Genomic DNA, 24,528 nt, shown 5'->3' on the forward strand with positions numbered 1-24,528 from the left:
TCGGAAGCAGGGAGAGGACCACGCACGGGAGGGGAAGCGCCATGGCGATCACGAACCGGAAGGTGGGGGAGCACGCGTTCCTGCGCGGCCTGTACGAGGACGGGTTCTTCCCCGACCACGTCGTCGACAAGGGCCGCGAGATCCTGCTCCGGCTGTGCGAGCGGATCGAGGCCGAGAGCCCCGCCGGCCTGCCGGAGCTGTACGTTCTCACGCACGCCGCGACGGAGGAGTTCAACCTCCTGGAGGCGGAGTTCGAGGCGGCCGGGAGCGAGATCGAGACCATGGCGCGCGAGGAGATAGGCGGGGACTTCCGGTTCGTCGCGACCGCGTACGGCTTCCCCGACGCGGACCCGGAGGAGCTGATCGCCACCCGGGAGTGGTGACGGGGGCGGAGGCCAGGGGGTGCCCGGGGGCTCAGGACGTCCAGTGCGCCGGTCGCTCGAACCCCTCGGGGAGGACGGTCCGCGCGTCGCCGCGCGCCGAGTTCAGCTGCGGCTGGGTGAGGAACAGCGCGTCGGTGAGGGTCGCGCCGGACAGGTCCGCGTCGCGCAGATCGGCGCCGATCAGATCCGCGAGGGTGAGGTCCGCGCCCGTCAGGTCGGCGGCGATCAGGAGCGCGCCGCGCAGGTCCGTGCCCCGCAGCTTCGCCCCGCGCAGCCGCTTGCCGATGAGGTCGGCGCCCCGCCGGCCGCGCGGGGTGCCGCCGGCCGTGGCCCGGACCAGCTCGCTGGTCCGCAGCAGCAGCGGGTTGACCTCGGCGCGCACGGGGGCGACGTCCAGCTTCTCCAGCTCGGCGGCCGGCAGCGCGGTCAGCTCCTCGACCCGGGCGAGCGCCGCGCGCAGCTCGCCGTGGATCCGGCGGGCGGCGGGCCGCTCCAGGGCCTCCGTGAGGTAGCGCAGCAGTTCGTGGAGCTGCCGCACCACCGGGAAGACCTCGTACATCTGCCGGGCGGTCTCCGGCGCCTCCCGCCAGGACACCCCGCCGAAGGTGACCTGGGAGACGTGCTGGCCGGCGCCGAAGCAGTCGTACACCGTGCAGCCCTGGAAACCGCTCGGCCGCAGCCGGGCGTGGATCCCGCACCGGAAGTCGTCCCGGAGGTTGCGGCAGGGGTCGCCGGAGGACTTGTTCACGGCGAAGTCGGCCGACTTGGCGAACGGCAGCGCCACGCAGCACAGGCCGAAGCACTGCGCGCAGTCGCCGCGCAGCGCGGATTCCCGGGTGTCGGGCACGGTGGAACGGTTCCTTCGCGGTTCGGGGACGATCCTCCCACCGTACCGCGCCCCCGGCGGAGGCCCGTGGCCCGGCCGGATCCGCCCGCGCGGACGGGCCGGAGCCGAGGGCGGGGACGGCCACGGGAGCGCTACGCGCGCTCCGCCGCGTCCGCCTCCGCCGCCACCGTCTTCGCCCAGCGGTAATCCGCCTTGCCGCTCGGGGAGCGCTGGATGCGGTCGGCGAGGACGAGCTGGCGGGGGACCTTGTAACCGGCGAGGTGGCGGCGGCAGTGTTCCTGGACGGCCGCGAGGTCCAGCGGGGCCGAGCCGTCGCGCTGCTGGACGACGGCGGCGACGTGGTTGCCCCACGTCGCGTCCGGCACGCCCGCCACCAGCGCGTCGTAGATGTCCGGGTGCGACTTGAGGGCCTGCTCGACCTCCTCCGGATAGACCTTCTCGCCCCCGGTGTTGATGCACTGGGAGCCCCGGCCGAGGACGGTCACCACCCCGTCCTCGCCGACCGTGGCCATGTCGCCGAGGAGCACCCACCGCACCCCGTCCCGCTCGAAGAAGGTCTCGGCCGTCTTCGCCGGGTCGTTGTAGTAGCCGAGCGGCACGTGGCCGCGCTGGGCGAGCCGGCCGGTCCCGCCGGGGGCGACCGGCTCGCGGGTGACCGGGTCGACGACCTGGGTGCGCTCGTTGACGTGCAGCCGGAAGCCCTTCTCGGGGCCGGAGTCGTCGGTGGCCCGCCCGTTCGAACCGGATTCCGTGGAGCCGAAGTTGTTGAGCAGCAGCACGTTCGGCATCAGCGCGCGCAGCTGCGCCCGCACGGTCTCCGACATGATCGCGCCGGAGGAGGAGAGGCTGAACAGCGCCGACAGGTCGGTGCCGCGTAGCGGCCCGGCGAGCGCGTCGATCAGCGGGCGCAGCATCGCGTCCCCGACCAGGGAGATGCTGGACACCTTCTCCTTCTCGATGGTCCGCAGCACCTCCTCGGGCACGTACTTGCGGTGCAGGACGACCCGCTGGCCGTAGTGGAAGGCGATGAAGGTGGTGAGGGTGGAGGTGCCGTGCATGAGCGGCGGCGCGGGGAAGAAGGTGAGGCCGGCGCCGCCGGCCGCCACCCGCTCGGCCAGCTCCTCGGGGCGCTTGACCGGCTCGCCGGACGGGTCGCCGCCGAACAGGCCCGCGAAGAACAGGTCCTCCTGGCGCCACAGGACGCCCTTGGGCATGCCGGTGGTGCCGCCGGTGTAGATGATGAACAGGTCGTCGCCGGAGCGGGGCGCGAAGCCGCGGCCGGGCGAGCCGGTCGCCTCCGCCGCTTCGAACGGCACGGCGCCGAGGGCGGCGGCCCCCTCGGGCGGGGCCCCCACCCGCACCAGGTGCCGCAGCTTCCCGCAGCGCGGCAGGGCCGCCGCCACCCGGTCCGTGAACTCGGCGTCGTACACCAGCGCGGTGAGATCGGCGTCCCGGTAGAGGTAGACCAACTCCTCCTCGACGTAGCGGTAGTTGACGTTCACCGGCACGATCCTGGCCTTGAGGCAGGCGAGGACGGTCTGGAGGTACTCGACGCCGTTGTACAGGTGGAGCCCCAGGTGCTCGCCGGGGCGGACGCCCGCGTCCAGGAGGTGGTGGGCCAGCCGGTTGGCCGCCTCGTCGAGCCCGGCGTAGGTGAGCCGGCGCTCGGCGCCCGTGCCCGGGTGGTCGACGTAGACCAGCGCCTCGCGCTCCGGCACCACGTCCACGACCGATTCGAACAGGTCGGCAAGGTTGTACTCCACCGTTCCTCCTGACCCCGGCGCGTTCGGACTGGGGCGGTCATTAGAGCGCCGACGGGTCGAGGGGGGAAGGGGGCGCGCCAAAGAATCTGACTGCCTGTCAGAAAACTATTGAACTGCCCCCGCCGCTCCTGCAACCTGTTCCAGAACTGGAGACGGGAGAAGCCCATGGCCGGCACCGAACACCTCACCGTGCGGCGCGAAGGCGCCACGCTCGTCCTCACCCTGAACCGCCCCGAGGCCAAGAACGCCCTGTCGCTGCCGATGCTCGTCGGCCTGTACGACGGCTGGACCGAGGCCGACGCGGACGACTCCGTCCGCTCGATCGTCCTCACCGGGGCGGGCGGCGCCTTCTGCGCCGGCATGGACCTCAAGGCCCTCGCCGGGCAGGGCATGGCCGGGGAGGAGTACCGCGAGCGGTTGAAGGCCGACCCCGACCTGCACTGGAAGGCGATGCTCCGCCACCACCGCCCCCGCAAGCCCGTCATCGCCGCCGTCGAGGGCGCCTGCGTGGCCGGCGGCACCGAGATCCTCCAGGGCACCGACATCCGGGTCGCCGGAACCTCCGCCACCTTCGGCCTCTTCGAGGTCCGCCGCGGCCTCTTCCCGATCGGCGGCTCCACTGTCCGGCTGCCCCGTCAGATCCCGCGCACCCACGCCCTGGAGATGCTCCTCACCGGCCGCCCGTACACCGCCGAGGAAGCCGCCCGGATCGGACTCGTCGGCCGGGTCGTCCCCGACGGCAAGGCCCTGGACACCGCCCTCGACCTCGCCGAACGGATCAACGCCTGCGGGCCGCTGGCCGTCGAGGCGGTGAAGGCGTCCGTGTACGAGACGGCCGAACTGACCGAGACCGAAGGGCTCGCCGCCGAACTCAAGCGCGGCTGGCCGGTCTTCGACACGGCGGACGCGAAGGAGGGCGCCCGCGCCTTCGCGGAGAAGCGGCCCCCGGTGTACCGGCGCGAGTGACGTCCCCGGAGACGCGCCGCCCCGCGCGACCCGCGCCCGCCCGTGCTCGGCGGGACCCCGCCCCACCCACCCCGCCCGCCCCCGATCGCCGTCTCCCCCTCTCCTCCGAGGAAGGCCCATGACCCTCACCCCGCCCCCCGACATCCTCCGCGCCCCCCTCGTCGTCGAGTTCCCCTTCACCCGCTCCCTCGGCCCCGTCCAGTCCGCCTTCCTCACCGGCCTGCGCGAGCGCACCGTCCTCGGCGTCCGCACCGAGGGCGGCCGGGTCCTCGTCCCGCCCGTGGAGTACGACCCCGAGACCGCCGCCGACCTCCGCGACCTCGTGGAGGTGGCGCCCACCGGCACCGTCACCACCTGGGCCTGGAACCCCGCCCCCCGCACCGGACAGCCCCTGGCCACCCCCTTCGCCTGGGTCCTCGTCCGCCTCGACGGCGCCGACACCGCCCTCCTCCACGCCCTCGACGCCCCCGGCCCCGACGCCGTCCGCACCGGCATGCGCGTCCGCGTCCGCTGGGCCGCCGAACGGACCGGCGCCATCACCGACATCGCCTGCTTCGAGCCGTACGAGGGCGACCCGGCCACCGGCGAACCGGCCCCGCACACCGGCGCGTTCGACGCGCCCGTCACCGGCATCACCGCCCCCGCCCGGCTCGACTACACCTACAGCCCCGGCCGCGCCCAGACCCGCTACCTCCACGCCCTCGCCGAGCGCCGCACGGTCGGCGAGCGCTGCCCCTCCTGCGCCAAGGTGTACGTCCCGCCCAGGGGCGCCTGCCCGACCTGCGGCATCGCCACCGCCGACCAGGTCGAGGTCGGCCCGCGCGGCACCGTCACCACCTTCTGCATCGTCAACATCAAAGCGAAGAACCTCGACATCGAAGTCCCCTACGTCTACGCCCACATCGCCCTCGACGGCGCCGGCCTCGCCCTGCACGGCCGGATCGGCGGCATCCCCTACGACCAGGTCCGGATGGGCCTGCGCGTCGAACCCGTGTGGAGCGAGGACGGCCGCTACCCCGACCACTACCGCCCCACCGGCGAACCCGACGCCGACTACGACACGTACAAGGAGCTGTTGTGAGCGCCCCCGACCGGGACGTGGCGATCGTCGCCTTCGCCCAGAGCGACCACCGGCGCCGCACCGACGACCTCTCCGAGGTCGAGATGCTGATGCCCGTCCTCCACGACGTGCTGCGGCAGACCGGGCTGAGGACCTCCGACATCGACTTCACCTGCTCCGGCTCCTCCGACTACCTCGCCGGACGGGCCTTCTCCTTCACCATGGCCCTCGACGGCGTCGGCGCCTGGCCGCCGATCTCCGAGTCCCACGTCGAGACGGACGGCGCCTGGGCCCTCTACGAGGCCTGGGTGAAGCTGCTGACCGGCGAGGCCGACACCGCCCTCGTCTACTCCTACGGCAAGTCCTCGCCCGGCCCCCTCCGCGACGTCCTCACCCGCCAGCTCGACCCGTACTACCTCGCCCCGCTCTGGCCGGACTCCGTCGCCCTCGCCGCCCTCCAGGCCCAGGCCCTCGTCGACGCCGGGGTCACCGACGAGGCCGCGCTCGCCGCGCTCGCCGCCCGCCGCCGCGCCGACGCCGCCGCGAACCCGCACGCCCAGGTCACCGGCGCCCGCCCGCAGGGCGAGTACGTCGTGGCGCCGCTGCGCACCGGCGACTGCCCGCCGATCGGCGACGGCGCCGCCGCCGTGATCCTCGCCGCCGGCGACCGGGCCCGCGAACTGTGCGCCCGGCCCGCCTGGATCCGCGGCATGGACCACCGGATCGAGGCCCACGCGCTCGGCGTCCGCGACCTCACCGACTCGCCGTCCACCCGGCTCGCCGCCGAGCGCGCCGGAGCCTTCGACCGGCCCGTCGACACCGCCGAGCTCCACGCCCCCTTCACCTCGCAGGAGGTCGTCCTCGCCAAGGCCCTCGGCCTCGGCGACGAGGTCCGGATCAACCCGTCCGGCGGCGCGCTCGCCGCCAACCCCGTCATGGCCGCCGGCCTGATCCGGCTCGGCGAGGCCGCCGCGGCCGTCCACCGCGGCGACTCCGACCGCGCCCTCGCCCACGCCACCTCCGGGCCCTGCCTCCAGCAGAACCTGGTCGCCGTACTCGAAGGGGACCCCCGCCCGTGAGCGGCGGACGCGCGGCCGCCGGGCCGCGGACGACCACGATGCACGCACCTCCGCGCCGCGCGGCCGGAGAAGCGAACGAGGAGGCAAGGTGAGCAAGGAGCCCGTGGCCGTCGTCGGGATCGGCCAGACCAAACACGTCGCCGCCCGCCGCGACGTCTCGATCGCCGGACTCGTCCGCGAGGCCGCCCTGCGGGCGCTCGCCGACGCCGAGCTGACCTGGGCGGACGTCGACGCCGTCGTCATCGGCAAGGCGCCCGACTTCTTCGAGGGCGTCATGATGCCGGAGCTGTACCTCGCCGACGCCCTCGGCGCCGTCGGCAAGCCCATGCTGCGGGTGCACACCGCCGGTTCGGTCGGCGGCTCGACCGCGCTCGTCGCAGCCAACCTGGTCGCGGCCCGCGTCCACCGGACCGTCCTCACCCTCGCCTTCGAGAAGCAGTCCGAGTCCAACGCCATGTGGGGGCTCTCCCTGCCGGTCCCCTTCCAGCAGCCCCTGCTGGCCGGCGCCGGCGGCTTCTTCGCCCCGCACGTGCGCGCCTACATGCGGCGCACCGGCGCCCCGGACACGATCGGCTCCCTCGTCGCGTACAAGGACCGCCGCAACGCGCTCAAGAATCCGTACGCGCACCTCCACGAGCACGACGTCACCCTGGAGAAGGTGCAGGCGTCCCCGATGCTGTGGGACCCGATCCGCTACTCGGAGACCTGCCCGTCCTCCGACGGCGCCTGCGCCATGGTCCTCACCGACCGGGCCGGCGCGGCCCGCGCCCCGCGCCCCGCCGCGTGGGTGCACGGCGGGGCCATGCGCAGCGAGCCCACCCTCTTCGCCGGCAAGGACTTCGTCTCGCCCCGGGCGGGCCGCGACTGCGCCGCCGACGTCTACCGGCAGGCCGGGATCACCGACCCGCGCCGGCAGATCGACGCCGTCGAGATGTACGTGCCGTTCTCCTGGTACGAGCCGATGTGGCTGGAGAACCTGGGCTTCGCCGCCGAGGGCGAGGGGTGGAAGCTCACCGAGTCCGGCGTCACCGAACTCGACGGCGACCTGCCGGTCAACCCCTCCGGGGGCGTCCTGTCCACCAACCCGATCGGCGCCTCCGGCATGATCCGCTTCGCCGAGGCCGCCCTCCAGGTGCGGGGGGAGGCCGGCGAGCACCAGGTGGACGGCGCCCGCCGGGCCCTGGGCCACGCCTACGGCGGCGGCGCCCAGTTCTTCTCCATGTGGCTGGTGGGCGCCGAACCGCCGGCCGGCTGACGGCCCCGGACGCGTCAGGCGCGCAGGGCGTCGCGCACCCGCGTCGCCAGCGCCACCGGGTCGCCCTTCGGGGTCACCGGGTAGGAGTCCCGCCGCAGGTTCCAGGCGTTCTCCCAGGAGAACCAGTCGATCGCGGCCGGCGCCCGCCCGGTGACCAGCGAGGTCTCCAGCGAGTCCAGGTACGCCGACCAGCGGGGTGCGTAGAAGCCCGACACCAGCCCCGACCACTCCCGGTTGGCGTAGTCGTGCAGCCCGGCCTCGCTGCCCGCCCGGTGCCCCCACGTCGTGACGAGCGAGCGGGCGTCGAACTCCAGCGTCGCCCGCTCCTGGTCCGAGCGGCCCCACGAGCGGGCGCCCTCCAGCCAGGGCCCCAGCAGGAACCGCCGGTCGGTGGCGAGGACGGCGTCCAGCAGCTCCATGGACCGGCGCCACTCCGCCGCCCGCGCGCGGAACGCCGCCAGGTCCTTCGCCTCGTACGCCGCCTTGATCCTCGGCAGCAGCACCCGGCTGCGGTTGGTGAGCGCCTGCCGGGCCGTGTCCACCAGGTCGAAGCGGTACGCGTCGGTGGACCGCAGCGCCGGGGCCACCCGCAGCAGCTCGTCCAGCGCCCGCTCCACCGTCGCCGCCTCGTACCGCATCGACTTCGGCCCCCACGAGGCCGCGGTCCGCACGGTGAGGCTGGGCCGGGCGGTGAAGAGGCTGTCCTGCGACTCGCTCCAGCCGTTCGACGGGGTGCCGTACGGGCCCTGCCGCAGCCACTCCCACGCCTTGGCGGCGTGCGGGTCGGGGGAGCCGTAGCGGCGGGCCGCGTAGCGGGCGAACCAGCCGGCGTGGTCCGCCGGCGCGGCCCCCCAGGCCAGTTCGGTGAAGAGCGAGAAGGTCACCGGGTTGGCCGAGGTGGCCTCCGGGAGGAAGGCGATGCCGCGCAGCGCGCTGCCCGGCTTCGTCCGCCAGGCCTCGAACCGCTCGGTCCACACGGAGGTGTTGGCGCCGATCGTCGTGTGCCCGCCGAAGTTGGGGATGGTGCCGAAGGCGTACGGCGTCCCGGCCCAGGCCGTCTCCCGGTCCAGCCCGTCGTACCGGTCGGAGAGCCCGTCCACCACCAGCAGGCGCGAGGTGTCGACGCCCGCGAGCAGTTCGGCCTTCGGGTTGCGCTGCCAGCCGAGCAGCACCCAGGTCGCGCCCGGCCGGGAGGCGTCGAGCGAGGCCAGCACCCGGGCCGCGGCCTCGCCGACCGGCACGTCGCCCGGGTTCCCGCCCTCGTGCAGCAGGTCCATCTTGTACATCGTGGTGGTGCCGAGCAGCCGCGCCTGGTGCCGGTAGAACGCCTCGGCGACGCGCGGGAAGAGCGGCCCGCGCGGATCGAGCCAGTCCGGCCGGGTGAAGCCGATCCACCGGCCCTGCGGCACCACCCGCCCCTGCGGGTTGCGGTCCGTGAAGCCCGGCGGCACCGTGCCGAAGTAGCCCGGCAGCACCGGCGTCATGCCCAGCTCCCGCAGCCGGTCCACGATCCGCTTGCCCAGCGCGGCCCGGCGCTCGATCAGCTGCTCGGTGACCGGACCGCCGAACGACGACATGTTCTGCATCAGCCACCACGGCTGGTGCGCGGGCCCCGGGATCCACTTCCGCAGCTCCGCGCCCGTGTAGCCGAACTCCTGGAACGCCGCGTGGTAGGCGGCCTCCGCGCCCATCTGCACGAACACCTCGTTCACCCCGTGCAGGGCGAGGAGGTCGATCTGCCGCTCGTAGGAGGCCCAGTCCCGGTACGCCCCCGAGTAGCCGTCGTCCGTGTCGTTGAGCGCGAACCGGTGCGGCACCGAGGCCGTCCTGCTGATCGTGCCGGAAGGCGCGGGCAGCCGGGCCGGCAGCGCCGACAGGCTGTCCCCGGGCGACCCCAGGTCCACGCCCGCCGTGTAGCTCAGGTACCAGTGCACCCCGCGCAGCAGCACCGCGGGCGTGGTGCCCGTGACGACGATGCGGCCCGCCGAGCCCGTCACCGCGAACCGGTCGCCGGAGGCGGTCCGGCGGGTCAGCACCAGCTCGAACTGGTCCGCGTGCCGGGGCAGCAGGCGCGCCAGCGCGGCCCGCGCCGCGCCGGCCGAGTACCCCGCGACCGGCATCCCGGCCGCCCCGGCCGCCCCGGCGACCGGAGCGCCCGGCTCGGCGGCGGCGGGCGCCGGGGAGGGCAGGGCCGTCAGCACCGTGGCGCACAGGGCGAGGGAGCACGCCGAGCGCGCGGCCCAGGACCGCGCACGGGAAATAGGAGGTCTCATGCTTCGGCTCATCCCCTCGTAAGGACCGTGGGACGATCATGAACTGACCGTCCGTCATATGGGAGTATTCGCCGGGACGCCGGTCAAGGAAGACACGCCTCCCCGGCCCGTTCCCCAACTCCGCACATCTGTGCGTCGAACACCCCCCGACCTGCGTGTCGACGGACGGCCCCCGCACCCCTCGTCCACGTGAACTGCTTGCACGAATGCGGTTACACAGGGCGCGTTCCGGCGTACGCTGGGCCTTTCGTGGGGTGATCGACCCCGGTGCGGGGACCGTGCGCCGGGTGTGCACCCCCTGGGTGGGGGTGGAGCGTGGCACGACAGGACGGCAGGCCGACCCGGCAGGGCTTCGGCCTCTTCGAACGCGAGGCCGCGCTCGACGCCGCCGAGGGGAGGCGCTCGACCTCCTCACCGGCCTCGCGGGCGACAGCGGCGCGGCCGAACCCCCGTCACCGCCCGACCGCGTCCCCGCCCCGCGCGACCCCCGGGGCGCCCACGTCATCCCCTTCCGCTCCGGGCGCACGGCCCCGCTCGTCCCGGAACAGCCCGCCCCGCGCGGCGGCGTCCTCGTCTACGCCGCGCCCGCCGGACTCGGCAAGACCACCCTCCTCGCCGAGATCCGCCGCCGCGCCGGCGCCCGCGGCTGCACCGTCCTCTCCGCCCGCGGCGGCGACCAGGAGCAGCGCGTCGCCTTCCACGTCGCCCGCCAGCTCCTCCAGCCCCAGCTCGCCCACGCCTCCGACGCCGAACTCCGCGAACGGCTCGGCTCCTGGTACGACATCGTCGGCCCCGCCCTCGGCCTGCGCGCCGCCACCGCCGGCTCACCGCCCGACCCCCAGGGCCTGCGCGACGGCCTGGACTGGGTCCTCACCCACCTCGCCGTCCGCCGCGCCCCGCTCGTCGTCGTCCTCGACGACGCCCACTGGGCCGACCCCGAGTCCCTCGGCTGGCTCGCCTCCTTCGCCCCGCGCGCCGAGGACCTCCCCATGCTCCTCGTCGTCGCCTACCGCCCGGACGAACTCCCCGACGAGGGCGCCGAATTCACCGGCCGCCGGTCCGGCCAGCGCCCGCACGGCCTCGCGCCGCTCACCGCCGACGCCGTCGCCCGGCTGGTCCGGGACCGGATCGGCGCCCACGCCGACGACGCCTTCTGCCGCGACTTCTGGACCGTCACCTCCGGCAACCCCTTCGAGACCGTCGAACTCGCCGCCAAGGTCCGCGACCGCGGCCTCGACCCCACCGCCGACGGCGCCCACGAACTCCGCGACCTCGCCGCCGCCCTCAAGGGCAGCGGCCTCATCACCCGCCTCGAACGCCTCGGCTCCGCCACCGTCCGGCTCGCCTGGGCCTGCGCCGTCCTCGGCACCGAGATCTCGCCGTCGCTCGCCGGAGCCCTCGCCGGACTGGGCGACGAGGCCGTCGCCGACTGCGCCGCCCGCCTCCGCGACGCCCGCGTCCTCGCCGAGGCGACCGTCCCCGACGCCCCGCTCGAATTCGTCCACCCCCTCATCGCCAGCACCGTCTACCGCGCGATCCCCGACGCCGTCCGCGTCGCCTTCCACGGCCAGGCCGCCTGGTGCGTCGTCGACGCCGGGCTCGGCCCCGCCGCCGCGGCCCGCCACCTCCTGGAGACCCACCCCGAGGGCGACCCCTGGGTCGTCGCCCAGCTCCGCGCCGCCGCCCGCGAGAACCTGCGGGCCGGCGCCCCGGACGCGGCCCGCCGCCACCTCGCCCGCGCCCTGCGGGAACCCCCGGCCGCCGACGAGCGCGCCGCCGTCCTCTTCGAGCTCGGCTCCGCCTCCCTCCTCACCGAACCCGCCACCACCGTCAACCACCTGCGCGCGGCCCTGGAGGAGCCCATCGCCGACCCGGTCCTGCGCCAGAACATCGTCTACCGCCTCTCCCAGGTCCTCGCCCACAGCGACCGCCTCGTCGAGGCGTCCGAGCTGCTGGAGAGCGAGAGCCGCCGGAGCACCGACGCCCGCAGCAAGCTGCGCATCCAGGCCGAGCGGTTCATGTGGGACGCCCTCCGGTCCGACGAGCCCGAGTCGCCCGCCCGCTCCCGCCGCCTCGCGGCCCTCGCCGACCGGCTCGCCGGCCGCGACCTCACCGAGCGGTACATCATCGGCCTGCGCGCCTGGGACGCCACCCTGCGCGCCGAACCCGCCGCCGTCGCCCTCCGGCACGCCGAGCGGGCCCTGGCGGGCGGCCTGAGCTGGGCCGACGAGAGCCGCGGCTTCGAGGTCCCGGTCCTCGTCGCCCTCATCCACCTCTACGCCGACCGGCCCGGCCGCGCCGAGGAGCTCTTCGCCGCCGGCACCGCCGAGTTCGAGAAGCAGGGCTGGCGCGGCGCGCACCTCTCCTTCGCCTACACCCTCCTCGGGTACATCCGCTTCCGGCGCGGCCGGCTCGTGGAGGCCGAGGACTTCGCCCGCGCCGGACTCCGCCTCGCCGAGCGCGTCGGCCCCGGCACCCCCGCCCTGTGGTACGCGACCGGCGTCATGATCGAGGTCCTGCTTGCCCGGGGCCGTACCGAGGAGGCCGAGCGGGTCGCCCGCGAGCACGACTTCGGCGCGCCCTTCTCGGTCACCGTTACCATCCCCGACTGCGAGACCGTCCACGCCGAACTGCTCCTCGCCACCGGCCGCACCGAGGAGGCCGCCGCCGCGCTCGCCGACATCGGCCGCCGCCTCGACCCGCGCGGCAAGCGCAACCCGTCCTGCTGCCCCTGGCAGCTCTACCTCGCCCTCGCCGAGGCCGCCACCTCCCCGGCGCGGGCCCTCGCGACCGCCCAGGACGCCGTCGCCCGCGCCCGCCAGTACGGCGCGCCCTCCGCGATCGGCCAGGCGCTCCGGGTGACCGCCGAGGTCTCCGAGGGAGCCGAGCGGATCAAGCTCCTGGAGGAGTCCGTCGAGTGGCTGGACCAGTCCCCGGCCGCGTACGAGCTGGCCCGCTCGCTGGTCGCCCTGGGCGCCGCCCTCCGCCGCACCGAGCGGCACGCCGAGGCCGCCGAGCACCTGTACCGGGGCCTGGAGACCGCCCAGGACTGCGGCGCCGACGGCCTCGTCGAGGAGGCCCGCGCCGAGCTGGCCGCCGCCGGGCTGCGCCCGCGCGCCCTGTACACCGCCGACAGCCACTCGCTCACCGCCCGTGAGCGGGAGGCCGCCCGGCTCACCGTCCGGGGCCTCGACCCGGCCGTCGTCCTCGGCATCGAGCCCACCGCCGCCGCCCGCCTGCTCTCCTCCGTCTACCGCAAGCTCGGCACCGACCGCTCCGGCCTCGCCCACGCCCTGGGCGACCCCGGCGCCCCGGACGGGACGGGGACGGCGCCCGGAGAGCCGGACCGGGCGGACTGAGCCCCCGGACGGGCCCGTACGGCGCCGGAAGGGCGGAGCCCGGCGCCGCACCGCGCCCCCGGGCACGTACCATGGCCGTATGTCCTTCCTCCGCCGCCGCAGCGCCACTCCCGCCGGCCCGGACTTCGATGTCCTGGCCATGGATCCGGGGGACTGGCCCGGCAATCTCGGCGCCGGTCTGCTGCCCGCTCCCGACGGTTCCTGCCAGGGCGTCTTCCTGCGCTACGACCTCTTCGGCGGCCGCGGCCCCGCGATGATCATCGGCAACCTCCCCAAGGGCTCCCCGGCCCGGGAGCTCGCCGAGGGCCAGATCCCCTTCGAGGTCGCCCAGCTCCTCGCCGCCCTCGAGAACGACGAGCCGGTCGAGGTGCTCGACACCGAGGACGTCCCCGTCATGCAGGGCGACAACCTCCTCATCGTGCGCCGCCTCAAGCTCTCCGAGAGCCGCATCTCCTGCGTCCAGTTCGACCGCAGCGACAACGTCCTGGTGACGATCGCCAGTTGGGACCGGCCGATCACCGACGACCTCTACGCGCTGCTGAAGCCGCTCCCCGCCGAGCTGTTCCAGCAGGGCTGAGCGGGAGGCGGGGGCCGATGAGCGCACGCGTCGACGCCTGGGTCTGGGCGGTCCGGCTGACGAAGACCCGCTCCCAGGCCGCCGCGGCCTGCCGGGCCGGTCACGTCAGGGTCAACGGCGAGCGGGCCAAGCCCGCCCAGGCCGTGAAGCCCGGCGACGAGGTCCGGGTCTACGCGGCGGGCCGCGAGCGGATCGTCGAGGTCAAGGAGCTGCTGACCAAGCGGGTCGGCCCGCCGGTGGCCGCCGAGGCGTACGTGGACAAGACCCCGCCCCCGCCGCCGCGCGAGCACGTCGCCCTGGCCGCCGTCCGTGACCGGGGCGCGGGCCGCCCCACCAAGCGCGAGCGCCGCGAACTCGACGAGCTGCGCGGCCGCCGCCCCTGACCGGCAGCCCGAAGGGCCGCCCCGGAGCCTCCGGGGCGGCCCTTCCGCGTCCTCTCAGGCCGGGGCGCCGGCGAAGGCGGACGCCACCCGCGCCGCCGTGGTGCCGAGCCCCTGCGGCACGGTCCAGTCCGGCACCGGCGCCGTACCGCCGGACTGGGCGCGGAGCAGCGGGGTCCCGGCGCCCGAGCGCACGTCGCCGGGGCCGTACCGGCGGACGTTCTCGTGCCAGTGCAGCACCCCCGCGAGCCATTCCTCCAGCTCCCGCAGGCGCTTCTCGAAGGCCGCCCGGCCGGCCGCGCCGAGCCCGAAGTGCTCATACATCAGGGGTACCTCACGCCGCTTCAGGTGTTCGTACTGGCGCAGCCGGCCGCGCATCAGCCCGTGCGCCATCCGGGCGGCGGTGTCCCGGTCGACGTCGAAGAACTTCTCCAGGACGAGCACGCCGTTGTGCAGCTCGCCCTCCACCTCGACCTCCTTCTGGTACGAGAAGAGGTCGTTGACGAGCGCCCCGCAGTCCGCCACCGCGTTCTCCAGGGCGCGGACCGTCCCCGAGCGGAACAGCTCCGGCGGAAGACCGTTCTCCTGGCGCAACCGGCCCATCAGCATGGTCAGTTCGGAGCCGAAGGTGCTGCGGCGCATCTCGACGTAGTCGACCGGGTCGGGCACGCGGTGCTGCGCCTGGTCGTGCAGCTCCCACATCCAGCTCTCCAGCATCGCGTCGAGCGCGGTCCACAGCTCGGCCCGGGCCTCCGGCCTCATCGGTCCGGCGGTCCGCGCCCAGACGTCGGCGAGCGACCGCTCCATGGGGTTTCCCGCGAAGGAGGCGGCGGACGCCGGGTCGTCGACCGGCAGGCAGGCCTTCAGCCGGGCGGTCTGGGCCCGTGCCCCCGCCAGGTCGCGGGGGCGGCCGAAGACCATCGGGTAGTAGTCGTCGGCGTAGGTGCCCCAGGTCAGCCAGAGGGCACTGAGCTCCAGCTCCTCCGGGGTGGCGTCGGGGTCGATGCCGGCCGAGCAGAGGGCGAGGTCGAACCCCTCCATCATCGGCCGGTCCCAGACGCCCTCCTCGAACAGGCCCATGGCCTCGGCCCAGTCCTCGGAGCGCCGCTTGGCCTCCTGGTGGTGGGGGCTGAGGGCGCGGGGGTAGGGGAGCGCGAAGTCGGGCAGCGGCAGGGGACCGACCGGCTGGTGCGGGACGTGGGTGAGGCTCCGCGTCCGCGCCTCGGCGGCCCGGCCGCCGAGCAGGCCGCGGACGTCGAGGACGCCGGTGCCGAGGGCCGGGGCACCGGAGGGGACGGCGTCGGCGTCGGCCATGCCCTCGTTCATGTACCGGCTGGAGCGCATGTGCCACTCGTGCCCGCCGGACTGCCAGTCCTGGAGCCCCTTGGTGTACGCGCCGATCGCCGCGATCTCCAGGGGGGTGAGGCCCTCCTGCACGGCGAGCGCGGGCACCTCGGTGAGGGCGGTGTTCTCGAACTGCTGGAGCCGTGAGGTCAGCAGGTCGTTGACGGCCTCGGCGGCCTCCTGGGTGGAGCAGCCGAGGAAGTGCTCCAGGACGAGCACGCCGTTGCTGTTCTCGCCCTCGTCCTCGACCTCGCGCTGGTACGAGAAGAGGTCGTTGCGCAGGTGGACCGCGTCCGAGAAGGCGTCGCGGAGCACCCGCAGCGGCCGGGAGCCGGCGACCCGGTCGGGGACCTCGGCCCCGGCGGCGTACTCCACGAGCCCGGCGGACCAGGGGGCGCCGCCGACCTTGCGGCGCATCTCGATGTACTCCAGGGGGTTGGCGATCCGCCCGTCGTTGATGTTGTCGAGCTCCCACAGGGACTCGTGGAGCAGCGCCTCGGTGGCCTCGGCGAAGCGGCGCCGCCAGCCGTCGGACATGGCGGGGACGGTGCGCCGCCACAGGTCGGCGAGACCGGCCTCGACGGGGTTGGCCGGCTCGGGCATGCCGCCGGCGGGATCGGCCGGCATGAAGGCGGGCAGGCGGTCGAGGTGGTCCTTGCCGGCGGCCCGGTCCTGGGTGCGCTTGAAGGCCTCCAGGAAGTGGTCGTCGAAGAAGAAGACCCACGTGTACCAGTCGGTGACGAGGTTCAGCGCCTCCTCGCCGCAGTCCGGGTGGGTGTAGGCGCAGAGCAGCGCGTAGTCGTGCGCGTCGAGGTCGGCCGTCTCCCAGACCCCGGAGCCCTCCAGCATCCCCATGGCGCGGGCCCAGTCCCGGGTGTGCGTCCGGGCGGCCTCCACATGGGGGTTGAGGCGCGCCGGATACGGGACGTAGAAATCCGGCATGACGAAGGGCTGAGGCATCTGCGGGCGGGCCTTTCCGGCGGAGGGGTGCTGTTCCGGCCCAGCCTTACCCCTGTCCCGGCGGGCGAACCCGGCCTCGGGAATAGTCGTACGAACGGAGGGAGGGGCGGTGCCGGGAGGGAACCCCGGCACCGCCCCGCGCCTTTCGGCCAGACCCGCTCAGCCCTGGTGAACCCGCACGTCAGCGGCCTTCACGAAGGCGATGCGATGGCCGAACTGGATCTGGTAGTACTCCTCCTGGCCCCGCACGACCTTGTGGCCGCTGCTGTCGAACACCGGTGCGTAGTAGTACTCGCCGGGAGTGCGGTGACCCACCACGTACTCCTGCCCCGCGAGCAGCCGGTACGGCAGCGGCGAGACCGCCTGCACCGGCACCCCCGCCGGATAGGCCGACGCCTCCGGATAGGCCCGCCCGTACACCGGCACCTCCGCCAGCCCCTCGCGCGGGGTCAGCACGAGCCCCCGCGCGTTCACCGCCGTCGGCTCCGCCTGCGGGTTGTGGAACCACGCCTTCTGCCCCAGGTACCAGATCGCCGTCCAGTCGCCCCGGCGCTCCGCCACCGCGTAGCTCTGCCCGGTCGACGCCCGCGCCCCGGTGTCGTTGACGCCGGTCGTCGAGGACTGCCCGCCGGGCCGCAGCCCGACGTCCTTCACCAGGGGCGCGTCGGCGCTCGGCGCGGTGTGCAGGCGCACGGCGCCGCTGCCGTGCGGCGCGCACGCCTCCCCGGCGGTCGCGCACCCCGTGTACACCGGCCGGTTCCCCGCGTACTCCGGACGGATCGTCACCACGCCCGCCGCCGGCCCCGCGCTCGGCGTCAGCGGCCGGCCGAGCAGCCGGAAGTAGTGCGCCCAGTCCCAGTACGGGCCCGGGTCGGTGTGCATGCCGCGGATCGACGACGCCACCGTCCCCGGCACGTTGTCGTGCCCGATGACGTGCTGCCGGTCCAGGGGGATGTCGTACCGCTTCGCCAGGTACCGCACCAGCCGCGCCGAGGCGCGGTACATCGCCTCCGTGTACCAGGAGTCCGGGGCCGTCAGGAAGCCCTCGTGCTCCAGGCCCACCGACTTGGCGTTCACGTACCAGTTCCCGGCGTGCCAGCCCACGTCCTTCAGCGGCAGGTGCTGGGCGACGTGCCCGTCCGAGGAGCGCAGCGAGTACTGCCAGGAGACGTACGCCGGGTCCTGCACCAGCTTGAGGGTGACGTCCCAGGTCGCCTCGGTGTCGTGGATCACGATGTAGTCGATCGACTGCGAGACCGGCCGGTCCGCCTTGTCGTGGTTGCCGTAGTCGCCGTCGCCGAACTCCTCGTACGGCGCCGGGATCCACTCGCACGCCACCGTCACCGGACACTCCACCGGGCCGCGCTCCGGCGCCCGCAGCCCGAGCGCCGCCACCTGGCCCGTCTCCGGCGCCACGGCCGGATCGGCCGGCAGCACGACCCGCTGCCCGCTGTCCGTGACCCGCTCCTCGCCGGTCCGGATCACGTCGAAGACGTCGTTCGCGTACGCCGCCGCCGTGGCCGCGTCGTCGGCGCCCGAGTACCGCGCCACCGCCCCGTACCAGTCGGCCGGGTCCGCGCTCGGCGCGAGACCGGCCTCCCGCTGGGCCGCGGCGAGCAGCGCCGCGCCGCCCTCGATGTTCGCCGCCGTCGACGTCCGCAGCTCCTCCGCGGGGATCCCGGAGAGCGCCGACGCCCGCTCCAGGGTCCGCAGCCGCGCGGGCAGCTCCTCCGGCGCGGGGAGCGCCGCCTCCGCCCCGGCCCGGGCGGGCCGGGCGGCGTCGCCGCGCGCGTCCTCGCCGTCCTCCGAGTGGTGCGGTACGGAACGGGCCAGGGCCGTCGCCGCGTCGGTGAGGTGCATCGGCCCGTAGCCGCCGGACACACTGGGCGCGCCGGCGTGCCCGTCCCAGCGCGACTGGAGGTAGGAGACGGCGAGCAGCACGCTCCGCGGCACGCCGTGGCGCTCGGCCGCCACCGCGAACTGGCGCTGGAGCGAGTCCGCCACCGGCGCGTCGGCGCCGGCCGGCGGCGCGCCCGACAGCAGCGGCAGGAGCAGGGCGGCGGACGCGGCGAGGGAGAGCACACGTCCTCGGGACGCGGAACGGAGCAAGGCAGCCTCCAGGGGCGGGGGGTGACGCGGGGGCGTGCGGGACCGAACCCGTACAGGGGTAGCGGCTCCCGGACCATCCGTCAATCACCCCTCGCGGCGGGCGAGTTCCCACGTCAGGGCGGGTCCGTCGGCCGTACGGGGCGACTTTCGCGGTGACGGCCCGCCCACCGGCGGCGCGTCGGTGGTCTCGACCAATGAGGCTCCCCGGGAACGGCGAAGCGCCACGCTCCCGGTGTGTCGGCACCGGGTGCGCGGCGCACCCCCGTTCCACGGCCGGGACGTCAGCGCGTCCCGACCGCCGCGCGCACGGCCCGCCGTGCCATGGCGCAGTCGTCGTGCAGCCGCCTCAGCAGCAGCCGCTGTTCCTCCCCGGGCGCGAGCGCCCCCGAGGACACCGGCACCGAACCCGCCGGCGGGGCCTCCTTGATGGTCCGCTGCACGGCCGTCTCGTACGTGCGGATCTCCCGCGTCAGCACGAGCATCAGGTTCACCAGGAAGGCGTCCCGGGAGGCCGGGCCCGCCTGCTGGGCGAGCTGGCTGATCTGGCGCCGGGCCAGCGGCGCGTCGCCGAGCACGGCCCACAGCGTCGCCAGGTCGTAGCCGGGCAGGTACCAGCCGGCGTGCTCCCAGTCGACCAGGACCGGACCCGCGGGGGAGAGGAGGATGTTGGAGAGCAGCGCGTCCCCGTGGCAGAACTGGCCCATGCCCTGCCGGCCGCCCGCGTGGGCCAGACCGTGCAGCAGCTTCTGCAGGTCGTCACGGTCCCGGTCGGTGAACAGCCCCAGCTCGTGGTAGCGGGCGATCCGCGCTCCGTAGTCCAGCGGCGCGTCGAAGGTCCCGGCCGGCGGCCGCCAGGCGTTGAGCCGGGTGATCGCCCCCAGCGCCGCCCGCACGTCGGCCCGCGGCGGGGCCTCCAGGGGGTGGCGCGAGAGGGCCGCGGCCCTCCCGGGCATCCGCTCGATCACCAGCACGCAGTTCTCCGGGTCCGCGGCGATCAGCCGCGGTGCGCGCACCGGCGGACGGTGGCGGACGAAGGAGCGGTAGGACGCTATTTCGTGCCGGAACCGCTCGGCCCACGCGGGGGAGTGGTCCAGTAAACACTTCGCCACCGCCGTCGTGCGTCCGGTCGTCCCCACGATCAGGACGGACCGGCCGCTGCGCCGCAGCACCTGCACCGGGTTGAACTCCGGGCAGATCCGCTGCACCGAGGCGATGGCGACCTTCAGCTGCGCCCCCTGCGGACCGGACAGGTCGATCCTGCCGCTGACCCGGGCACCGGACGCGGCACCGGTCCCGGCCGCCCAGGTCCGGGGCCGAACGGCCCGCGGGGCGGGGGCGAGGTACGGTCCGGCGCCGGCCGGCGCCAGGCGGGTCTGCGGCCGGGGCGGGGCGGACACGGAGGACGATGCTGTGTACATGGAGGTGACAGATCCCTTCGTGTGCCGACGAATCGCGTGCGTCGCCCCGCCCGCCCCCGGTCCGCACCCTGGGGAAAATGAGGGCCGGTCGACGGGGCGGGGTGGCGCATACCTACCTGACACCCGCGCGCGGGTGGCGGAACATCCAGCGCACCCTGGCGAACCCTGGCGAATAGTCGCCAGCCCTATGACAGGGGGCTACTGTCAACTCAGCCGAGAACCTGGGGGCTTAGACGTGACAGGACAGACCAACACCCGCCTGGCGGACCTCTTCGGCCTCGCCGGCTGGTCCAAGGGCGAACTCGCGAGACTGGTCAACCGGCAGGCGGCGGCCATGGGCCACCCCCAGCTGTCGACCGACACCTCGCGGGTGCGGCGCTGGATCGACAAGGGGGAGACCCCGCGCGATCCCGTCCCCCGGGTGCTGGCCGCCCTGTTCACCGAGCGACTCGGCCGTGTCGTGACCATCGAGGACCTCGGGTTCGTACGACGCGGGCGTGCCGGAACGCGGCAGGACGTCAGGAACAACGACGAGAACCCTGACGGAATGCCCTGGGCTCCCGACCGTACGGCTGCGGTCCTCACCGAATTCACGGGAATGGACCTCATGCTCAACCGACGCGGCCTGATGGGCGCGGGAATCGCGCTCACCGCCGGCTCCGCACTCAGCAGTTCCCTGCACGACTGGCTCCGCACCGAGCCCGCCCGCCCCACCGCGGCCCCCCGCGCCACCGATCCCCTCCACGCCGACCCCGCCGGGTACGACCGCTACGAGGCCGCCCCCATCGGGTCGGAGGAGATCGAGGCGCTGGAGCGCTCCGTGGAGGTCTTCCGCGCCTGGGACGCCTCCCGGGGCGGCGGCCTCCAGCGCAAGGCGGTGGTCGGCCAGCTCAACGAGGTCGGCGGCATGCTCGCCTACCGCCACGCCGACCACCTCCAGCGGCGCCTGTGGGGCGTCGCCGCCAACCTCGCCGTCCTGGCGGGCTGGATGTCCCACGACGTGGGCCTCGAACCCACCGCCCAGCGGTACTTCGTCATCGCGGCCCACGCGGCCCGCGAGAGCGGCGACCGCCCCCGGGCCGGCGAGGCGCTCTCCCGCGCCGCCCGCCAGATGGTCCACCTGGGCCGGCCGGACGACGCCCTCGACCTGATGAAGCTCGCCAAGTCCGGCGCGGGCGAACGGCTGCTGCCGCGCACCCAGGCCATGTTCCACACCATCGAGGCGTGGGCGCAGGCCTCGATGGGCCGCGGCCAGGCGATGCGCCGCACCCTCGGCGAGGCCGAGGACCTCTTCGTCTCCGAGGCGTCGGACGAGACGCCGAACTGGATGCAGAGCTTCGACGAGGCCGACATGCACGGCATGCAGGCGCTCGCCTACCGCACCCTCGCCGAGCACGACCCGGCGGCCGCGGTCCCCGCGCAGCGCCACGCCAAGCTCGCCCTGGACCTGCGGAGCGACGGCCACAACCGCTCGAAGCTCTTCGACCACATCTCGATGGCCTCGGCCTGCTTCATCGCCGACGATCCCGAGCAGGCGGACCGCTACGCCCGGCTCGCCCTCATCTCCATGGGCGAGACCTCCTCGCACCGGACCTGGCACCGGCTGCGCGAGATGTACCGGCTCACCGGCCAGTACGCGGGCTACTCGAAGATCGAGGACCTGCGGGCCGAGCTGGAGGTCGAGCTGCCGAAGTCACCGGAGACCCCGCGATCCGGGCTGGCCTGAGAGCGGGGCGCGCCCCCGGCCGGCGGTACGCGCGCCGACGGGGAAGACGTCCCGGACGACGGGGGGAAGCCCCCGGACGCGGACGGAGAAGAAGGCGCACCGGACCGGGCTCCGGCCTGCCCTCCGTACGGCTTCCCGTACCGGGGGCCGGAGGACCGGGGACCGGTGCTCAGGAACCGACGCGGACGACCATCAGGCAGGCGTCGTCCTCCCGGGCCTCCTCGCCGAACTCCTCCAGGACCGCCCGCAGGCACTCCTGCGCGTCCCGCGCCTCCGACAACCGGGGGGCGAGGTCGAGCAGCCGTGCGACACCGGTCTCGTCGAAGACGTCCGCACCGCGGGTCAGGCCGTCGGTGTGGAGCACGAGGACGTCGCCCGGGCGGAGCCGGGTCTCGGTCTCCTCGTACGCGACCCCCGCCGTCGCCCCGAGGAGGACGCCCTCCGGGCGGCGCAGCGGACGCCCCGTCCCGCCGCGGAACAGCAGCGGGGCGGGGTGGCCGGCCTGTGCCCAGGTGAGCGTCTGCGCCACCGGGTCGTAGCGGCAGCACATCGCGCTGCCCAGGGCGGGCTGGCCGGAGCTCTCCAGGAGCTGGTTGAGGTGGCCCATGAGGGCGCCGGGGCGGATTCCGGCCACGGCCATGCCGCGCAGCGCGCCGAGCAGCATCGCCATCGAGGAGGTCGCCGCCACGCCGTGGCCGGTGAGGTCGCCGACGGTCAGCAGGGCGTCGCCGCAGGGCAGCGCGAGCGCGTCGTACCAGTCGCCGCCGATCAGGCCGGTGGACGCGGCCGGGAGGTAGTGGCCGGCGACGTCGAGCGGGGCGGGGCCGTCGTGCGCGAAGCGGAGCGAGCCGCGCCACGGCGGGAGGACCGCCTCCTGGAGCTCGACCGCGACCCGGCGCTCGGTGCGCTCGATCTGCCGGGTCCGCTCCAGGCTGTCCCGGCTCTCGCGGACGGCCCGCTCGCTGCGGCGCAGCTCGCTGACGTCCCTCAGGACGGCCCACATGGAGGCCGTGCAGCCGTCGGCGTCGAGCACCGGCTCGCCGGTCATGTGGAGGGTCCGGACCTTGGCGTCCGCGCGGACGATCCGGAACTCGCCGTCGATCGGCTTCCCGTCGATCAGACAGTCCGTCACCATCGCCTGGAGGAGCGGCTGGTCCTCGGAGAGGACGACCGTCGGCATCTCGTCCAGCGACATGGGGCCCCGCTCGCGCGAGCGGCCGAAGATCTGGAACAGCTCCTCGGACCAGCTCACCTCGTCGGTCAGCAGGTTCCACTCGGCGCTGCCGACGCGGGTGAGGAGGGAGCCGGTGCGGGCGGGCGGCTCGCCGTAGGCGGCCCCGGCGTCGCTCGTGAACGAGCCGTCGAAGACGGGATCCTCTTCCTCGGGCGCCTCGGCCCGCGGCTCCGGGAGCGGCACCACCGGGGCGCCGTCCCGAAGCTGGCCGAATTGCGCCTTCAGGTCGTCGAGCTGATGCATGGCCAGATCGCACAGCGCGCGCTGCCAGCGCCGGCGGGGGTCGTCGTCGTGGGCAGCGGCGTCCCGGCGGACGGCGTCGACCTCACCGCGCAGACGGCTCGTCTGCGAGATCAGCGCGTCCACCGCACCCGGCTCCGGAGGCTGGGCGGGGCGGTCCGCGAACAGAGGGGACGGCATGTCGTACTCCGATACAGGCGCGGCGCGGCCCGTGTGGGAAGGGGCCTGGGGACGACTGTGGCACAGGGTCGGAGCGCCCGTAAGGGATTTGGCAACACTCGATCCGGTGGTGCTTCTGGCATATGCCAAAGGCCCGGCCGTTATCGGCCACGCCTCAAGAGGCTACGGTGCAGGTGTGGTGAGCGACGAGGCGAACGGTACGGCGGGCACGGTGGGTACGGACACGGGGGAGGCGGCGGCGGTGACTTCGGCCCCGGCGGGTACGGCGGTGCTGCTCGCGGCGGCGCCCGCGGGCCGCGGCCGCGCGATGGACGCGGCCTCCGTGCTGCCCGCGCTCGCGGCGGTGCCGCCCGGCGTCCTCACCGGCACGGCGACCGCGACGCTCGTCGAACTCGCCGACCCCGTCGACCCCCAGACCGTCCTCACCCGGCTGCGCGCCGCCGCGCAGAGCCCCGGCCCGCTCGTCCTCTTCCTCGCGGGCCAGCTCCACCTGGACCGCCGTCAGCAGCTGCCCCACCTCGCCCTGGCCCGCAGCACCTCGGCGGCCCTGCGGTACACCGCCCTGCCCTGGCACTGGCTCGCGGAGGCGGCGGCGGCCCGTCCGGCCGGGACCACGACGGTCGTCGCCGACCTGGTCGCGGAGCCGGAGGCGTGGACCCGCCTCGGCGCCGGCACGGACCTGCTGCGCCTGAACCCCGCCCCGGCCCTCTACGCCCGGGTCACCGCGCCCCCGCGCCGGGGCGAGCGCGCCGCCCCCGACTACCTCCGCGCCTGGGCGGACCAGTGGCGCGCGGGCGCCCGCCTCCCCTTCCCCGCCCTCCACGAGGAAGCGGCGCACCGCACCCGGTCGCCCCAGGCGCTGTTCCTGACGGCGGGGACCGTCCCGACGGCGCCGCCGCGCGCGCGGTCCGCGACTCCGGACGGGACCCCGCCCCCGGTCCCGGCTCCGGCTCCGGCCCCTGTCCCGATTTCCGTCCCGGTTCCTGTCCCGGTCCCCGCCCCGGCCCCCGTCCAGGCTCAGGCCGCGGTCCCCGTCCCGGTGCCCGCGCAGGCCCCGGCCCCCGAGCCGGCACCCGGTCTCGTACGAGCGGAGCGACCCGTACCCGTCGCGGTCCCGCCCCTTCCCGCGGGCTTCGCGGCGGCTCCGCCCGTGCCGGTGACGGCCGACTCCGGGCCCGCCCCCGACTCCGGGCCCGTCCCCGACTCCGGGCCCGAGACCGAGACCGAGACCGAGCCCCCCGCGCGGGACCCCGACGAGTCCGAAGCCGCACCCGGGACGATGAGGAGCGCATCTACGACGGCTATCCGGACGTCGCCCTGGAGATGACCGACCACCGCACCTTCGACGGCCGCACCCAGCTGGTCGAGTACAAGC

At 74.9% G+C, this 24,528-nt stretch carries 17 protein-coding genes; 10 read left to right on the forward strand and 7 right to left on the reverse strand.

The window, feature by feature from the left end; translation table 11 throughout:
- Positions 1–41: 41 nt before the first annotated feature.
- Positions 42–383 (forward strand): DUF5713 family protein, encoded by a 342-nt coding sequence (locus AB0E83_RS24925; protein ID WP_362115935.1) that lies wholly within the window; start codon positions 42–44, stop codon positions 381–383.
- 31 nt (positions 384–414) lie between these two features.
- Here AB0E83_RS24925 and AB0E83_RS24930 read toward each other — a convergent pair whose 3' ends face one another.
- Positions 415–1,230: a pentapeptide repeat-containing protein gene (locus AB0E83_RS24930; protein ID WP_362115938.1), complete on the reverse strand. Its 816-nt coding sequence runs from the start codon at positions 1,228–1,230 to the stop codon at positions 415–417.
- Between the two features lie 131 nt (positions 1,231–1,361).
- Positions 1,362–2,993, reverse strand: a complete 1,632-nt coding sequence (locus AB0E83_RS24935; protein WP_362115941.1) for an acyl-CoA synthetase — start codon at positions 2,991–2,993, stop codon at positions 1,362–1,364.
- A 165-nt stretch (positions 2,994–3,158) separates the two neighbouring features.
- Here AB0E83_RS24935 and AB0E83_RS24940 point away from each other — a divergent pair, with 165 nt between their 5' ends.
- The 4 genes from AB0E83_RS24940 (at position 3,159) to AB0E83_RS24955 (ending at position 7,353) form a co-directional block, all read left to right on the forward strand.
- Entirely contained in the window at positions 3,159–3,959 is an 801-nt protein-coding gene (locus AB0E83_RS24940; RefSeq protein ID WP_362115944.1) for a crotonase/enoyl-CoA hydratase family protein, read from the forward strand.
- 118 nt (positions 3,960–4,077) lie between these two features.
- Positions 4,078–5,040, forward strand: coding sequence for an OB-fold domain-containing protein (locus AB0E83_RS24945; RefSeq protein ID WP_362115947.1), 963 nt, complete (start codon positions 4,078–4,080; stop codon positions 5,038–5,040).
- A complete protein-coding gene (locus AB0E83_RS24950) occupies positions 5,037–6,098 on the forward strand; it encodes a thiolase domain-containing protein (protein ID WP_362115950.1) in 1,062 nt (353 codons plus the stop codon). Before AB0E83_RS24945 ends, AB0E83_RS24950 begins: the two co-directional genes overlap by 4 nt.
- An 88-nt stretch (positions 6,099–6,186) precedes the next feature.
- On the forward strand, positions 6,187–7,353 hold the full coding sequence (locus AB0E83_RS24955; protein WP_362115953.1) for a thiolase domain-containing protein: 1,167 nt from the start codon (positions 6,187–6,189) through the stop codon (positions 7,351–7,353).
- A 14-nt stretch (positions 7,354–7,367) separates the two neighbouring features.
- On the opposite strand, the gene AB0E83_RS24960 is transcribed toward AB0E83_RS24955, so the two are convergent.
- On the reverse strand, positions 7,368–9,626 hold the full coding sequence (locus AB0E83_RS24960; protein WP_362115956.1) for an alpha-N-acetylglucosaminidase: 2,259 nt from the start codon (positions 9,624–9,626) through the stop codon (positions 7,368–7,370).
- A gap of 503 nt (positions 9,627–10,129) precedes the next feature.
- On the opposite strand from AB0E83_RS24960, the gene AB0E83_RS24965 reads away from it, so the two are divergent.
- The 3 genes from AB0E83_RS24965 (at position 10,130) to AB0E83_RS24975 (ending at position 13,945) form a co-directional block, all read left to right on the forward strand.
- Positions 10,130–12,985 (forward strand): AAA family ATPase, encoded by a 2,856-nt coding sequence (locus tag AB0E83_RS24965; protein ID WP_362115992.1) that lies wholly within the window; start codon positions 10,130–10,132, stop codon positions 12,983–12,985.
- Between the two features lie 79 nt (positions 12,986–13,064).
- Positions 13,065–13,562, forward strand: coding sequence for a hypothetical protein (locus AB0E83_RS24970; protein ID WP_362115959.1), 498 nt, complete (start codon positions 13,065–13,067; stop codon positions 13,560–13,562).
- Between the two features lie 17 nt (positions 13,563–13,579).
- Entirely contained in the window at positions 13,580–13,945 is a 366-nt protein-coding gene (locus AB0E83_RS24975) for an RNA-binding S4 domain-containing protein (protein ID WP_362115962.1), read from the forward strand.
- Positions 13,946–13,999: 54 nt separating this feature from the next.
- Here AB0E83_RS24975 and AB0E83_RS24980 read toward each other — a convergent pair whose 3' ends face one another.
- The 3 genes from AB0E83_RS24980 to AB0E83_RS24990 form a co-directional block, all read right to left on the reverse strand.
- The gene (locus AB0E83_RS24980; RefSeq protein WP_362115965.1) at positions 14,000–16,246 is read right to left on the reverse strand and encodes a germacradienol/geosmin synthase; all 2,247 of its coding nucleotides are present in this window, start codon (positions 16,244–16,246) and stop codon (positions 14,000–14,002) included.
- Positions 16,247–16,405: 159 nt separating this feature from the next.
- Positions 16,406–18,328 carry a peptidoglycan recognition family protein gene (locus AB0E83_RS24985; protein ID WP_362115968.1) on the reverse strand — a complete coding sequence of 641 codons (1,923 nt, stop codon included), beginning with the start codon at positions 18,326–18,328 and terminating at the stop codon, positions 16,406–16,408.
- Positions 18,329–18,636: 308 nt separating this feature from the next.
- The gene (locus AB0E83_RS24990) at positions 18,637–19,773 is read right to left on the reverse strand and encodes an aminoglycoside phosphotransferase family protein (RefSeq protein ID WP_362115971.1); all 1,137 of its coding nucleotides are present in this window, start codon (positions 19,771–19,773) and stop codon (positions 18,637–18,639) included.
- Positions 19,774–20,008: 235 nt separating this feature from the next.
- On the opposite strand from AB0E83_RS24990, the gene AB0E83_RS24995 reads away from it, so the two are divergent.
- Entirely contained in the window at positions 20,009–21,499 is a 1,491-nt protein-coding gene (locus AB0E83_RS24995) for a hypothetical protein (RefSeq protein ID WP_362115974.1), read from the forward strand.
- 169 nt (positions 21,500–21,668) lie between these two features.
- On the opposite strand, the gene AB0E83_RS25000 is transcribed toward AB0E83_RS24995, so the two are convergent.
- Positions 21,669–23,153 (reverse strand): SpoIIE family protein phosphatase, encoded by a 1,485-nt coding sequence (locus AB0E83_RS25000; RefSeq protein WP_362115977.1) that lies wholly within the window; start codon positions 23,151–23,153, stop codon positions 21,669–21,671.
- 175 nt (positions 23,154–23,328) lie between these two features.
- Between AB0E83_RS25000 and AB0E83_RS25005 the strand changes: the two genes are divergently transcribed.
- Complete coding sequence (locus tag AB0E83_RS25005) at positions 23,329–24,480, forward strand: hypothetical protein (RefSeq protein WP_362115980.1); 1,152 nt, start codon at positions 23,329–23,331, stop codon at positions 24,478–24,480.
- The last annotated feature ends 48 nt before the right edge of the window (positions 24,481–24,528 follow it).

The sequence above is a fragment of the Streptomyces sp. NPDC035033 genome (assembly GCF_040636735.1).
GTDB lineage: Bacteria > Actinomycetota > Actinomycetes > Streptomycetales > Streptomycetaceae > Streptomyces.